Source organism: Methylocella sp. (genome assembly GCA_037200525.1).
Taxonomy (GTDB): Bacteria; Pseudomonadota; Alphaproteobacteria; order Rhizobiales; family Beijerinckiaceae; genus Methylocapsa.
This window is the reverse complement of record JBBCGG010000001.1, coordinates 865,413-878,050: the sequence shown is the minus strand read 5'-3', so window position 1 is coordinate 878,050 and position 12,638 is coordinate 865,413. Positions and strand designations below refer to the sequence as shown.

The 12,638-nt window shown below is 59.8% G+C and carries 13 protein-coding genes and 1 pseudogene; 4 read left to right on the top strand and 10 right to left on the bottom strand.

Annotated features, from left to right (window positions below; all coding sequences use genetic code 11):
- Positions 1-92 precede the first annotated feature (92 nt).
- Positions 93-323 (bottom strand): ArsR family transcriptional regulator, encoded by a 231-nt coding sequence (locus WDN46_04070; protein ID MEJ0092622.1) that lies wholly within the window; start codon positions 321-323, stop codon positions 93-95.
- Between WDN46_04070 and WDN46_04065 the strand changes: the two genes are divergently transcribed.
- Positions 213-479, top strand: coding sequence for a hypothetical protein (locus WDN46_04065; GenBank protein MEJ0092621.1), 267 nt, complete (start codon positions 213-215; stop codon positions 477-479). The two genes, WDN46_04070 and WDN46_04065, sit on opposite strands and share 111 nt — an antisense overlap.
- Before the next feature lie 104 nt (positions 480-583).
- Positions 584-1,303, top strand: coding sequence for a glutathione S-transferase (locus WDN46_04060; GenBank protein MEJ0092620.1), 720 nt, complete (start codon positions 584-586; stop codon positions 1,301-1,303).
- Positions 1,304-1,309: 6 nt separating this feature from the next.
- On the opposite strand, the gene WDN46_04055 is transcribed toward WDN46_04060, so the two are convergent.
- Entirely contained in the window at positions 1,310-1,975 is a 666-nt protein-coding gene (locus WDN46_04055) for a histidine phosphatase family protein (protein ID MEJ0092619.1), read from the bottom strand.
- 394 nt (positions 1,976-2,369) lie between these two features.
- Here WDN46_04055 and WDN46_04050 point away from each other — a divergent pair, with 394 nt between their 5' ends.
- On the top strand, positions 2,370-2,681 hold the full coding sequence (locus WDN46_04050; protein MEJ0092618.1) for a hypothetical protein: 312 nt from the start codon (positions 2,370-2,372) through the stop codon (positions 2,679-2,681).
- A gap of 20 nt (positions 2,682-2,701) precedes the next feature.
- Here WDN46_04050 and WDN46_04045 read toward each other — a convergent pair whose 3' ends face one another.
- Genes WDN46_04045 through WDN46_04035 form a run of 3 tightly spaced genes read right to left on the bottom strand, consistent with a single transcriptional unit; the run spans position 2,702 to position 7,017 of the window.
- Positions 2,702-4,198, bottom strand: coding sequence for an efflux transporter outer membrane subunit (locus tag WDN46_04045; GenBank protein MEJ0092617.1), 1,497 nt, complete (start codon positions 4,196-4,198; stop codon positions 2,702-2,704).
- 45 nt (positions 4,199-4,243) lie between these two features.
- Entirely contained in the window at positions 4,244-5,815 is a 1,572-nt protein-coding gene (locus WDN46_04040) for a DHA2 family efflux MFS transporter permease subunit (GenBank protein MEJ0092616.1), read from the bottom strand.
- Complete coding sequence (locus WDN46_04035; protein MEJ0092615.1) at positions 5,812-7,017, bottom strand: HlyD family secretion protein; 1,206 nt, start codon at positions 7,015-7,017, stop codon at positions 5,812-5,814. The genes WDN46_04040 and WDN46_04035 overlap by 4 nt, the downstream gene beginning before the upstream one ends.
- 85 nt (positions 7,018-7,102) lie before the next feature.
- Between WDN46_04035 and WDN46_04030 the strand changes: the two genes are divergently transcribed.
- Positions 7,103-7,699, top strand: a complete 597-nt coding sequence (locus WDN46_04030) for a TetR/AcrR family transcriptional regulator (GenBank protein ID MEJ0092614.1) — start codon at positions 7,103-7,105, stop codon at positions 7,697-7,699.
- A 12-nt stretch (positions 7,700-7,711) separates the two neighbouring features.
- Here WDN46_04030 and WDN46_04025 read toward each other — a convergent pair whose 3' ends face one another.
- The 5 genes and pseudogenes from WDN46_04025 to WDN46_04005 all read right to left on the bottom strand — a co-directional run bounded on the left by WDN46_04025 (position 7,712) and on the right by WDN46_04005 (position 12,522).
- Positions 7,712-8,386, bottom strand: a complete 675-nt coding sequence (locus WDN46_04025; protein MEJ0092613.1) for a lactate utilization protein — start codon at positions 8,384-8,386, stop codon at positions 7,712-7,714.
- Positions 8,383-9,801: a LutB/LldF family L-lactate oxidation iron-sulfur protein gene (locus WDN46_04020; GenBank protein ID MEJ0092612.1), complete on the bottom strand. Its 1,419-nt coding sequence runs from the start codon at positions 9,799-9,801 to the stop codon at positions 8,383-8,385. Before WDN46_04020 ends, WDN46_04025 begins: the two co-directional genes overlap by 4 nt.
- A 3-nt stretch (positions 9,802-9,804) precedes the next feature.
- Positions 9,805-10,566, bottom strand: coding sequence for a (Fe-S)-binding protein (locus WDN46_04015; protein ID MEJ0092611.1), 762 nt, complete (start codon positions 10,564-10,566; stop codon positions 9,805-9,807).
- A pseudogene (locus WDN46_04010) lies at positions 10,562-10,735 on the bottom strand (L-lactate permease). The gene WDN46_04015 and the pseudogene WDN46_04010 overlap by 5 nt, the downstream one beginning before the upstream one ends.
- Positions 10,736-10,893: 158 nt before the next feature.
- Entirely contained in the window at positions 10,894-12,522 is a 1,629-nt protein-coding gene (locus tag WDN46_04005) for an L-lactate permease (protein ID MEJ0092610.1), read from the bottom strand.
- Positions 12,523-12,638: the final 116 nt, after the last annotated feature.

Genomic DNA, 12,638 nt, shown 5'->3' with positions numbered 1-12,638 from the left:
GCGCCCAAATAAGTCATGCTTTTTCTTCAGCGCAGAAGAAGCGAGCTCTGCGGGCGCGAGAGTAGTTGAGACAGTCGAAGCAGACGCCCTGATCAAGATGATGCGCCGCCAGTCTCGGATGCATGGTCGATGGCGTTGCGCACAAGGTTTAGAACGTGAGCATCGGCGATTGAATAGATGATCGTCCGTCCTTCTCTCGATCTCTTTACCAAATGAGCGGCGAAGAGAATCTTCAGCCTTGCGGATACCGTCGATATCTTCTCGCCTTCGCTCTCGGCAAGTTGAGTTACGTTGAGCGCATCCTTGGAGAGCCTGATCAACATCTTGAGCCGGAATGGATCCGCCAGCGCGCGAAAAATATTCGCCGCCGCATCCAATTGGCCCCGACCGGCGCTTACGTTCATTTTGCCACGCCAAATTATTATTCTGACAATCTATGGAATGTTAAATTACTTTCGTCAACTGCAAAAACTGGCTGAGCGAGGAAGCGAGAGCCAGACTGAAACCTTTTTCACGGACGCACTCATAAATTTATCGGCGTAGGCCATCCGCATTGAGGAGCGGCCTCATGCGGAGCTAAAACATGGCGTATGAACTATATTATTGGCCGGATATTCAGGGACGCGGCGAATTCGTCCGGTTGGCGTTAGAAGAAGCAGGAGCCGCCTATGTCGACGTCGCCCGCGGTGCGGAAAGCGGCATGGATGATCTGTTGGAGTACATGGGACGGAAAGACATTCCGCATCCGCCCTTTGCGCCGCCGTATCTGAAGGCCGGCGATGTGCTGATCGGCCAAACCGCCGCCATCCTTCTTTATCTCGGCGATCATCATCAACTGGCCCCCCGAGATGAAGTCAACCGGCTTTGGACGCATCAAATTCAGCTCACCATCGCCGATCTCGTCGCCGAAGCTCACGACACGCATCACCCTTTGGGCGCCGATCTCTATTATGAGGAGCAAAAGCCGGAAGCGTTGCGCCGCGCCAAGCATTTCCGCACCGACCGCATCCCCAAGTTCCTCAACTGGTTTGAGAGCATCCTGACCCGCAATCCAGATGGCGACAAACATCTCGTCGGCAAGTCTTTAAGCTACGCCGACCTATCGCTGTTTCAGGTCGTCGAAGGTCTGCTCTATGCCTTTCCAATCCGCATGAAGCAGGCGCTGAGGAAAACTCCGCGCGTAAAAGCTTTGCACGATTTGGTGGAGCAGCGTCCGCGCATTCGCGTCTATCTCAAGAGCCCCCGCCGGATAGCATTCAGCGAGCAAGGCATCTTCCGCAACTATCCTGAACTCGACGGGTAGGCGACGCTAAAAGTCTGTTTGGAAAATCCCCTTCGATGGGCTGTTCAGCTCATCCCGCGAGATCTCAAGATGGCTCTGCTCCGCCCAGCTGAGCAGCGCCCATCGCCCGTTGCGGCGCTCGATCCAATTCAGGGCCGCATTGGGCAGCAGAAAGTCCCGCTCGGCCTCAATCGATTGGCCGGTCGCCACGCGGCGCGCGATGTCGAGCACGCCGCCGTGCGTCACCAGCAGCAGCGTCTCGCCGCTGTGCCTGCCGGTGAGATCATTCGGGACCGCCTCGACGCGGGCCGCGAGATGGCGCAGGCTTTCACCGCCGCCGGGCGGAGCATGATCAAGATCGCGCTGCCGGAAACGAAGATAGTCGCCGGGGTAGCGCGCTTGCGCCTCGCTATGGGTCAGCCCTTGAAAATCGCCGAAATGGCGTTCCCGCAGGGTTGGCGTCGATTCGACGCCAAGACGGAGGGAGCCCGCCGCAGCGTCGGCGGTTGCGAGAGTGCGCGCGAGATCGCTGCTGTAGAGGGCGCCGAAGCTTTTGGCCGCTAGCTCGCGAGCCGCCGCCTCGGCCTGGGCCTTTCCCGTCGCATTGAGCGGAATGTCGATCTGGCCCTGAATCCGATGCTCGACGTTCCAATCGGTTTCGCCGTGGCGGATGAGACAAAATCTGGTCGGCATCTCTATGTTCCGTTTCGTCCAATTGTTTCGATGCGGCGGGGCTGCAATGCGTTCTACGCCAGCGCGACGGTGGAGACGTTTTCAACAAAGATCGCCTGACGCGCAAGGATCTCTTGGCGCGCAAAGGTAGATTCCCATACCGGGCGAATTTATCGGAGCCCTTTTGGCCGATCCGCCGAGCGCGGGAACATGTCTTTCCGCTCGCGCCGGACGCGGTTTAGTGTATAAATTACCTGTCGTTTCATTGGCCAATGCTTGAGCTAGAGGCGTGACGACTATGCCTGTCTTTGATTTTCTTGCCATTTATTCAGATTTGAGGCTCAAGGGGGAGCCCTCGCTTCGTCTTCGCGATCTGATCGGCGGTTTAAGGAGCGGGGATATTCCGTCCGCACCCTTGCTCGATCGTCTTGACCCCAACCTCGCCGACGAAATTCGCGCCGTCGCGGCGCACCGCCGCGTTTCCGTCGAGAACTTCCTCAGCAATGTGCTGCGGACGTTCGCCCTCGACGCCGCAGATGAAACATGGCGTCAACTGGTGGAGCGGTTGGAGCCGATTTCCGACGACGCCGAAGCCGACGCGCTTGGCAATTTGTTTGCCGAAGCGCTGCGTCGCACGCTTGCCCGAGATATCCGCGTTAGCGCGCAAGGCGTCAAAACAAAACCCGCCCGGACGCTTGCAAGGCGGGTTGGACCCTCCGCACGCTGAACGCTTGGCTTGGCGCCCGCTCATTGCGGAGGCGCCGCTGCGAGGGCCTCCGCGCGCTTGTCCGGGAAAGTCGGCTCCCAGCCGCCGCCGAGCGCTTTATAAAGTTGGACAAAATCAGTCGATACGTTGGTCGTGCTTTGCGCATATTGCTGCTGCGCCTGCAACAAGGTCCGCTCCGCATCGAGCACGGTGATGAAATCCGCGACGCCATTGACGTAGCGTGCGCGCGAAAGAACCAACGCCTGCCGCGAATGATCCACCTGCGACTTCAGACTGTCGCGCCGCTCCTGCTCGGTACGATAGGCGACCAGGGCGTTGACGACGTCGTGCCAGGCCTGAAGCACGGTTTTGTGGTAAGCGATGGCTGCTTCCTGTTGTTGGTTTTCGCGTAGTTCCAAGGTTGATTTCAGGCGCCCGCCTTCAAAGATCGGCAGCGAGACGCTCGGCCCAAAGGCGTATTGCAACGAGCTGCCCTTCCAGAGATTCTTGAGATCCAGCGCATTGAACCCGACGCTGCCATTCAATTTGACGCTCGGATAAAAATCGGCCACCGCGACGCCGATATCGGCAGTGGCGACATGGAGCTGCGCCTCGGCCTGACGTATGTCGGGGCGGCGGCGCGCAAGTTCGGATGGGACGCCCAGCGGCGCGCGGGGCGGCGTCGGCGGCACAGGTTTTGCGCGCGCAAGCTCGCCCCGCAGCGATCCTGGCGGTTCATCGAGCAGTAGACTCAAGGCATTGATTTCGACCGATTCCTGATCTTGCAACGTCGGTATTTGCGAGCGGATGTTTTCGACCTGGGCGGCGGCGTTTTCGACGTCGAGGCCAGTGGTCAGGCCTTTTTCGGCGCGGGTCTTCGTCAACTGCAGAATGTCGCTCGAACTCTTCAGATTCTCGTTGGCTATGGCGATTTGGGTCTGCGCGCCGCGCAGCGTGATATAGTCTCGCGCGAGTTCGGCCAAAGTCGAAACGAGCGTGTCGCGCCGCTGATATTCGGCGGCTTCAATTTGTGCGTCCGCAGCCTCGACCTGGCGCCTGACATGCCCCCAGATGTCGAGTTCCCATGATGCGTCGAAGCCGGCCTGATAGATGCTGATCGGAGGCGCGACGAGATTGGGCCCGGCAAGACTCACGATGCCGTTCTTACTATAAAGTTCGCGCTGGTAGGACGGCGTGGCGTTGAGCGTCGGCAAGGCAGCCGAGGCGGTGACCCCGCGTTGCGAACGGCTCTCGGCGAGCCTCACCGTCGCTGTCTGAACATCGAGATTGGCGCTCGCCACGCGTTCGGCGAGCGAAGTCAGGATCGGATCGCGGAACATCCGCCACCATTCAGCATCGACCGGCGCGCCGGCGGGGGCGCTGGCGTCAACCGGCGCAGGCTCCGGCCGGCCAAAGAAGGAAGCGCGCGGCAGCAAAGGATCGGGGGCCGCGTAGTCCGGCCCGACGGAATAGCAGCCGCTCGTCAAAAGGGAGGCTAACCCCGCCGCCGCTATCCATATGCCGTGTCTATCAGCCATTTCATTCCTGGCGCGTGCGTTTCTGCGCGGAGGAGACAACGCGGGCTAGTGAGCCGCGGCCCTGCCCGCTCCGGCTTTCGTGTTTGTGAGAAAGAGGCAAAATGGCACCACCGCGAAGGAGACGATGCCAACATAAAGGAAAACATCCGAATAGCCGAGGACGGACGCTTGAGTCCGAAAGGCCTGATAGACGCGCCCGATAGCAATATCATGCGCGGCGCTCGCAGCATGTCCCATCGCGACTATCGATCTTTCATAGCGCGCGATCAATTCATTGTACGGCTGATGAAAAGGGGTCGCCCATCGCGCGAGATAGGATTGGTGGACCTGCGTGCGCTCGGTGACTGCGGCGCTCGCCAGCGAAATTCCAACCGACCCGGCCACATTGCGGAACATAGAAAAAAGCGCTGTTGCATCGCCATTCAGTTGGCGCGGCAATGTCGTGTAGGCGATCGTGCTGATCGGCACGAAAAGGAATGCGAGCCCCGCCGTTTGTGTGGCGCGCATGAGCACCAGAGTGCCGAAATCAATGTCCGGCGCGAGCATGCTGGAATAGAGATAGGCTGAACCCATCGTGAAAAATCCAACCGCTATGATGATGCGCGTTTGAATGAAGCGCATCAAAATGCCGACGATCGGAATCAGAAAGATGATAACCACGCCGCCGGGCGAGAGAATCATGCCCGCCCATGTCGCAGTGTAATGAATGACCGATTGGGCGAATTGTGGGATGACCACGGAGCCGGAATAAAGAATGCCTCCTGTCGCGGCGATGCAGACGCACCCCGTCGCGAAATTCCTGTCTTTGAAAACGTCGAGATTGACGATGGGATTTTTGGCGATCATCAACCAGCCGATCGCGCCAAGAATGCCAAGCACGGCCAAAACCGCCATGACCTGAATGAACTGCGAACCAAACCAGTCTTCATCCTCGCCGCGGTCCAGCATGACTTGAAGGCAACCAAGACCAAGCGTAATCAGCGCGAGGCCTATGATGTCGATGCGCCGCGCAAGTTTTTTCGCCCAGGGGGGGTCTTCGACCAAAATCGAGACCAGAAAAACCGCGATCAAACCGATCGGCAGATTGAGAAAAAAGATCCAGCGCCAATTATAGGTGTCGGTGATGACGCCTCCCAAAGTTGGCCCCAGCACCGGCGCGACAATGGTTGCGATCGCGGTGATGCCAAACGCCGCGCCGCGTTTTTCCGGCGGGAACGTATCGAGAATGATCGCCTGTTGACTGGGCTGCATGCCGCCGCCGAAGAAGCCTTGCAGAAGCCGGAAGAAGACGAGCTGGGGCAGGCTATCGGCGATGCCGCAAAGGAACGAGCAAACCGTGAACATAGAGATGCAGATCACGAAATAGCGCTTGCGGCCGATCACTCCGCTCAACCAGCCTGAAATCGTCAGCACAATGCCATTGGCGACAAGATAGGAGGTGAGCGCCCAAGTGGCCTCGTCGTTGCTCGACGACAGACTGCCCGCGATATGCGGCAGGGCGACGTTGACAATCGTCGTATCGAGAATCTCCATGAAAGCCGCGAGCGTGACGACGACTGCGATGGCCCAAGGATTATGCGAAGGTTTCCAATTCGCGTGGCCTTCGGCGTCGCTCATTGCAGCTTCACCGTGGGCACCACCGAAACGCCGAGCGGAAGCGGAAGCGCGGGATCAAGGCCGCTGTCGATGATGATCTTGACCGGCACGCGCTGCACGATCTTGACGAAATTGCCGGTGGCGTTCTCGGGTGGAAAGGCAGTGAATTTCGAGCCCGATCCAAGCTGGATGCTATCCACATGCCCTTTGAGATCGAGGTGCGGATAGGCGTCCACCTCGATGTTCACCGGCTGCCCGGGACGAATCCGATCGAGCTGAGTCTCCTTGAAATTCGCGGTGACCCAGATTTCGGGCGAAACGATCGAGAAAATCTGCTGGCCTGGGGTGACATAGTTTCCGACCTCGACATTTCGCTTGGTGATCCAGCCGTCTTGCGGCGCGGTGACCACCGTCCAGGCCAGATTCAAATTCGCCTGATCGAGTTTTGCTTGGGCTTGCTCGACCTGACCCGCCAGTTGGCCGATGTCTGTGTCGGCTTGGCCGATGCGTTGCGGCGCGGGCTCCGCCTGCGTCACTTGCGCCTCGGCGAGGCTTACTTGCGCTTGAGCCTGCTGCAGCGCCGCCGTTGCGGCGTCGACCTCCTGCTGGGTCGTCGCCTGTTTTGGCAGGCTGCGCTGGCGCTGATAATCGGCCTGCGCCTTCACCTCTGCGGCCTGGGCCGCCGCCAGCTGCGCTTGCGCCTGCTTCAGCACCGCCGGGAAATTTTTCCGCGCGATCTCGGCGCCAAGTTTTTGAGACGCGAGCTGGGCTTTGGCGGTGTCGAGGACGCCTTGAGCTGAGTCGCGGTCATGCACAAATTGCCGGGGATCGATATGGATCAGCGGATCGCCTTTGCGTACGAATTGATTGTCATTCACATCCAGCGAGACGACGAGTCCTGAAACCTGCGGCGCGATCGTCACCGCCCGGCCATCGGTATAGGCGTCATCCGTGGATTGGATATTGCGGTTTGACCACCAAAGGTAAGCGCCGCCGGCGGCCAACGCCGCGACGATGAGGAGGCCTGCCAGCGGCACAAAAGAGCGCTTCTTCTTGGACGCTGCTTGTTCTGGCCCCGGTTCGCGCGGCCCGCTCACGACATCGGCGCGTCCCGGCGGAGGAGCCTCATTCGCATCAGCCTCCGGCGCTTTATCATCATTCTCGCGCAAAAGTCCGGTTTCTGAGCGTTGATCCGTCATGAAAGCCGCCGAATCCAATTGCATCTCTTGAGCCTAACCGAACTGTCTGGTACGGTTACAGGGAGAAATAGCGCGAGTCAATTATTTGCAGATCTGTCCAGTACGACGGGTGCCACGGGGGGAGAAGCGCCGCGAGGAGATCGCGGCCGTCGCCGAACGCGTTTTTCTCGAGCGTGGCTTTGCGGACACGACAATGCAGGTGATTGCCGCGCGAGCGGGCGCGTCGAAGGAGACCCTTTATCGGCATTTCGGCAGCAAGGAGGGGCTTTTTTCCGAAGTCGTGCGCAATCGCTCCGCGCGGGTCACCAGCGGACTGGAGGGGGAATTATCCTCCATCGGGGCGCCGAGCAAAATCTTGTCCGACCTCGGGCTCACCTTGCTGCGGTTCCTGCTCAGCGCCGATTCTCTGTCGCTTTATCGGGTTGTCGTCGCGGAAGCCCCGCGCGCCGCAGAACTCGGCCCAATATTCTATGCGCAAGCTCCGGGCCGGTTGCTCGATCAGCTCGCGCGTTACCTCGGCTTAGCGACGCAGCGCGGCGAGCTGCGCTGTCCCGAGCCGGACCGGGCGGCCAAACTCTTCGTGGGCGCGGTAGTCTCGACCTATCAGATGCTCGGTCTTATCGCCGAGGCTTCGTTTGGCGAGGCCGAATTGCAGGCTCATGTCGAAGAAGCCGTAAACTTGTTTATCGCACGCTATGGATTCTGATCCCGATCGGGATCAGGGCTTGCGCTCATCAAGATCCCGTCCATCGACGATGATCACATGCAGATAGCCCGGCCCATGCGCGCCTTTGACGAGAGCGCCTTCAATATCGGCGGTGCCGCTGGCCCCGGTAATGAGATTGACATTGCGCGGCGCTTTTGCGCCCTTCTCCGCCAGCGCGTAATCCTCAAGATGTGCGAGTATGCGCTCATGCTCGATGACGCAAATATGGTGCATCGGCAGGAAGGACAATAAGGTTGGAGACGTCGGGCCGGAATGGAACACGAGCGTGCCGGTTTCCGCAATGCCCCATCGCGCTTTCGCGATCGCCAGCATTTCATCGCCGCCGGCCGTCGCCTTGATCTCGAACCCGCTCCAATCGAGCTGTTGCAAAGCGGGATCGGGCTGCAAGACGATGGCCCAATCCAGACCATGGACCGCGCAATAGCGGCGCACAGCCTCAGGCGCATCTTCCAAGCGCTTCACCCTGTCAACGGAAGCGCCGACCACTTTGGCCGAGACAACGCGAGCGGCGAACGCCTCAACCAGATCGGCTTGCGGAAGCAGCGGCCAGCTGTCCTTCGACTCTCCCGCCAGCGCCTCCGCTGCGGCGGCGATCGCGGCTGGCTCCTGCGGCTCGCGATGCAGATTGCGCCTTATCGCGGCAAGAATATCGTCTCGCACGCTCATGCGCTCTTCTCTCGCTTTTGGGCCTGATATTCCTGCATGAAGGTTCGCGCGGCCGGCTTGGGAAAATCGCGATAACGCGTCCAGCCGCCTGCAAAAGGCAGCTTGCTGATCCATCCGTCTTTTGCGAATAGGCGAATCGCCTTAACGGCGAAAATCGTCCCGATTCTATAGAGCGCTGCATGGTTGGCGACAAACGCCCAAATCCCGAGAAGGCTGCGTTGCGACTGCGGTTCGAGCCCTTGGCTCCAGCTTTTTTCACGCCAGCCGCGCAGCATGGTCGGCAAAGGGATGTCGACGGGGCAGACCGCCTGGCACCGCCCATTCAAAGTGCAAGCGTGGGCGAGATCGCGCGACTTCTCCAATCCATCGAGAATGGGCGTCAGCACCGCGCCCATCGGCCCTGGATAAACGCCGCCGTAGGCATGACCGCCGATTTCGTTGAAAACAACGCAATGGTTCATGCAGGCGCCGCAGCGCAGGCATCGCAGCATTTCGCCTAGCCCCTGCTCGAGCATGCGCGTGCGGCCGTTATCGACGAGAACGATATGAAACTCTTGCGGACCGTCGAGATCGCCCTGCCGCTTGGGGCCGCAATGGAATGTCGTGTATTGCGTGATGTCGGCGCCGGTCGCCGAGCGGACGAGAAGGCGCAGCAGCGCGAAAGCATGCGTCAGGCTTGGGACCAGCTTCTCAATTCCGGCGGTGACGATATGGACGCGAGGAATCGTCGTCGTCAATTCCGCGTTGCCTTCATTGGTCACTGTGCAAATGGCGCCGCTGTCCGCAATGAGGAAATTCGCGCCTGAAATGCCGACGTCGGCGGCGAGAAAACTGCCGCGCAACGCCCGCCGCGCGCTCGCCACCATCGCCGGAATATCGTCGCTGTTTTGCGGTGCCTGATGATGTTCGCGAAACAGCGCCGCGATGTCTTCGCGCTTGTGATGCAAGGCCGGCCAGATGATATGCGAAGGCCGATCATGGGAAAGCTGCACGATATGCTCGGCAAGATCGGTCTCGACGCGATTGAGGCCGGCCTCGTCAAGCGCGTGCGGAAGGCCGATCTCCTCGCCGAGCATCGACTTTGAACGGGTAATCGTTTGCGCCTTGGCGTCGCGGCAAATGGCGACGACGATCTGGCAGGCCTCCTCCGCCGTCGCAGCGTAATGCACCTTTGCGCCCGATGCTTGCGCATTGCGTTCGAACTCGATCAGATAGTGATCGAGGTTCTCGATGACATGATCTTTGATGCGGCGAGCAAGATCGCGGGCCTTGGCGAAGCCTGGCCAATCCGCGACGGCGGCGTCGCGTTTGCTCCGCGCCGTACGGGTTGTGCGGTCGATCGCAATTTTCAGATCGCGATCGGCGAGCGCCGCGTCAGCGCGCGCTTTGAAGGTATCCGCTTCGGCGAGAGTCATGCTCTAGCTCTCCTCGCCGATCGCCGGGCCATCGCCCATCCCGGCGATTATTTCAGCGGCATGGAAGGCCCGCACGCGAGAGCCGCGCCGATGAAGCTTGCCCGCCATGTTCATCAGGCATCCAAGATCGCCGCCGAGCAATAGATCAGCTTTCGTCGATTCGATATTTTCCGCCTTCGCTTCGACGATCGCGTTGGAGATCGAAGGGTATTTGACGCAGAACGTTCCACCGAATCCGCAGCAGGCTTCAACGTCGGGCAAGGGCGTCAGACGGAGGCCTTCGACTTGCGCGAGAAGCGCGCGCGGTTGCTTCTCGACCTTGAGTTCGCGCAGGCCAGAGCAGGTATCGTGATAGGTCGCGGTCGCAGCAAGCGCGACGCCTGCCGGGCGATAGTCGCAGACATCGACGAGAAAGCTTAAGAGCTCGTAGCCGCGCGCAGCCAGTTTTTCCGCGCGCAGCCTCCAAGCCGGATCATCCGCGAAGAGTTCGGGATAGTGCAGCTTGATCATCCCCATGCATGAACCTGACGGAGCGACGATATAATCGAAACGCTCGAAGGCGGAAATGACCTTCTTGGCGAGTTCGCGCGCGTCGGCGGAATCGCCGGAATTGAAGGCCGGTTGGCCGCAGCAGGTCTGGATTTGCGGAACCTCGACCGCGCATCCCGCGCGTTCAAGCAGGCTAAGCGCGGCAAACCCCGTTCGCGGCCGAAACAGATCGGCGAGACAGGTGACGAATAGTCCGACTTTCGGGCCTGCGCTAATGAGTCACCGCCTGCGTGAAGGAATAGACATAGAGTTGGAGCATGACGAGGACGCCGATAATTCAGATTAGTGTGATCGAATGCGGAAACCCGAAGCGGAGAATCGTCTCTTCATGACTGAACCGGTTCGTCGCGACGGAAGCGACAACCATCGATTGCGCATTAATCATGAGAAGGCTTCGGCCACGGCTTGATCAATTCCCCGGACGATAGCCCATCGCCAAGCCTCTGACAATTACCGGCGGGAAGGCCATGACGGTCGTCCTTATGAGCGTCATGAACTTGAAAACCGCGCCCTCGATTGAAGGCGCGGGCTCTTCTTGTTCTACTAGTGATTTGGAATCATCCACGGCGTCACATACTGTTGCAGCAAGACAAGGAAGCCGAGCAGCACGGTTAGCGCGATGCTGTGCTTGAATGTGCGAGCGAATATCACGCCCTCCTGCCCTTTCAGATCGGTCACGGAAGCGCCGGTCGCGATGTTTTGGGGCGAGATCATCTTGCCCATCACGCCGCCTGAAGAGTTTGTCGCCGCGATGAGCACGGGATTGAGGCCAAGCTGGTTTGCGGCCACGACTTGCAGATTGCCAAACAGAGCATTGCCCGACGTATCGCTGCCGGAGAGAAATACTGCGATCCAGCCAAGGAACGGCGATACTAACGGGAAGATGAATCCCATCGATGCGACGCCGAGGCCGAGGGTGTAATTCAGTCCCGAGTAATTCATCAGATAGGCGAGACCCACGATCAAGGTGACGGTCAGGACCGCAATCCGGCTTTGGCGCCAGGTCATGCCCATGCAATCGACGAACTTGCGAGGGCCGACCCCGACGCAGGCCGCTGTGATAATCGCAGACAGAAGGATGGCTGTGCCCGTCGCCAATGGCTGGAACACCCAGTTCGCGGCGTAAGGCTTATTGTTGTAGAGGGTGATAAGGATCTGATTGTGCAGACCCGGCCAAGGTATGACGTTCTGCCCGATCGTGAACACCTTGAGGTGAGTCCACACGATCACGATCGCTGAGACAATGATCCAAGGCAGCCACCCTTGCCAGGCGGACAGCTTACCCGTTGGCTTCGGACCGATATCCGCGGCGCCGTCCTGCACCGCCCGGAGACGAACCGAAAACTCCGGGTCGGGCGCAGGCTGCCAGACGCGGAGAAAAGCCAGCGTCGCGATCAGCGATGTGAGCGATGAGAGCACATCGGTCAGAGCATAGTCGAGAAAGTTCGAGGACACGAACTGTCCGAGCGCGAAGCTGCCGCCGGCCACCAGCAGCACCGGCCACAAGGCGCGCAAGGACCGCGTCCCGCCGTAGAGAGTCATCACATAGAACGGCAATAGCATTGCAATAAAGGGCAGCTGGCGTCCGATCATGGCCCCTAACGTCACCGGAGATATGCCGGTGACCTGGCCGAGCACAGTGACCGGGACGCCGAGCGCGCCGAACGCAACGGGCGCCGTATTGAAAATCAACGTGAAGGTCAGCGCTTCCAGCGCCGGAAAGCCGACGAGGATCAGCAAAGCGCTGGTGATGGCGACAGGCGTGCCGAAGCCGGAGATGCCCTCCAGCAAACAGCCGAAACAGAAACCGATCACCACCAGCACGATGCGCCGATCATTCGGGAGGTGGTTCAGAACCCAATCGCGGAAAGCGTCGAATTGTCCCGATACGACTGCAATATTGTAAAGCAGCAGCGCGTTGAATACGATCCACATCACCGGCCACAGCGCAAACACCGCGCCGGCGGCAATGCTGTTGAGCGCGAGGCCGACCGGAAATTGCCAAATCAGCACGGCGATGGCGAAGCCGACGATGAGGCCGCCCAGCGACGCCTGCCATGCCGGGCGGCGCAACACGCCGAGCATTATCAGCACTACCGCGATTGGCGCGACCGCGACCAGAAACGATAAAGCCAGGTTGTCGCCAACCGGCGTCAGAATTTGGTGGAACATATTTCCTCCCGTTCGAATTTCTTGTCGATTGTCTTGATTAGGCGCGCAGGGCGATTCAGCGTTGTGAGCGCCGGCTTGGTTCGGCCGATCGGCAGGCCAAGCCGTTCGACAGCGTG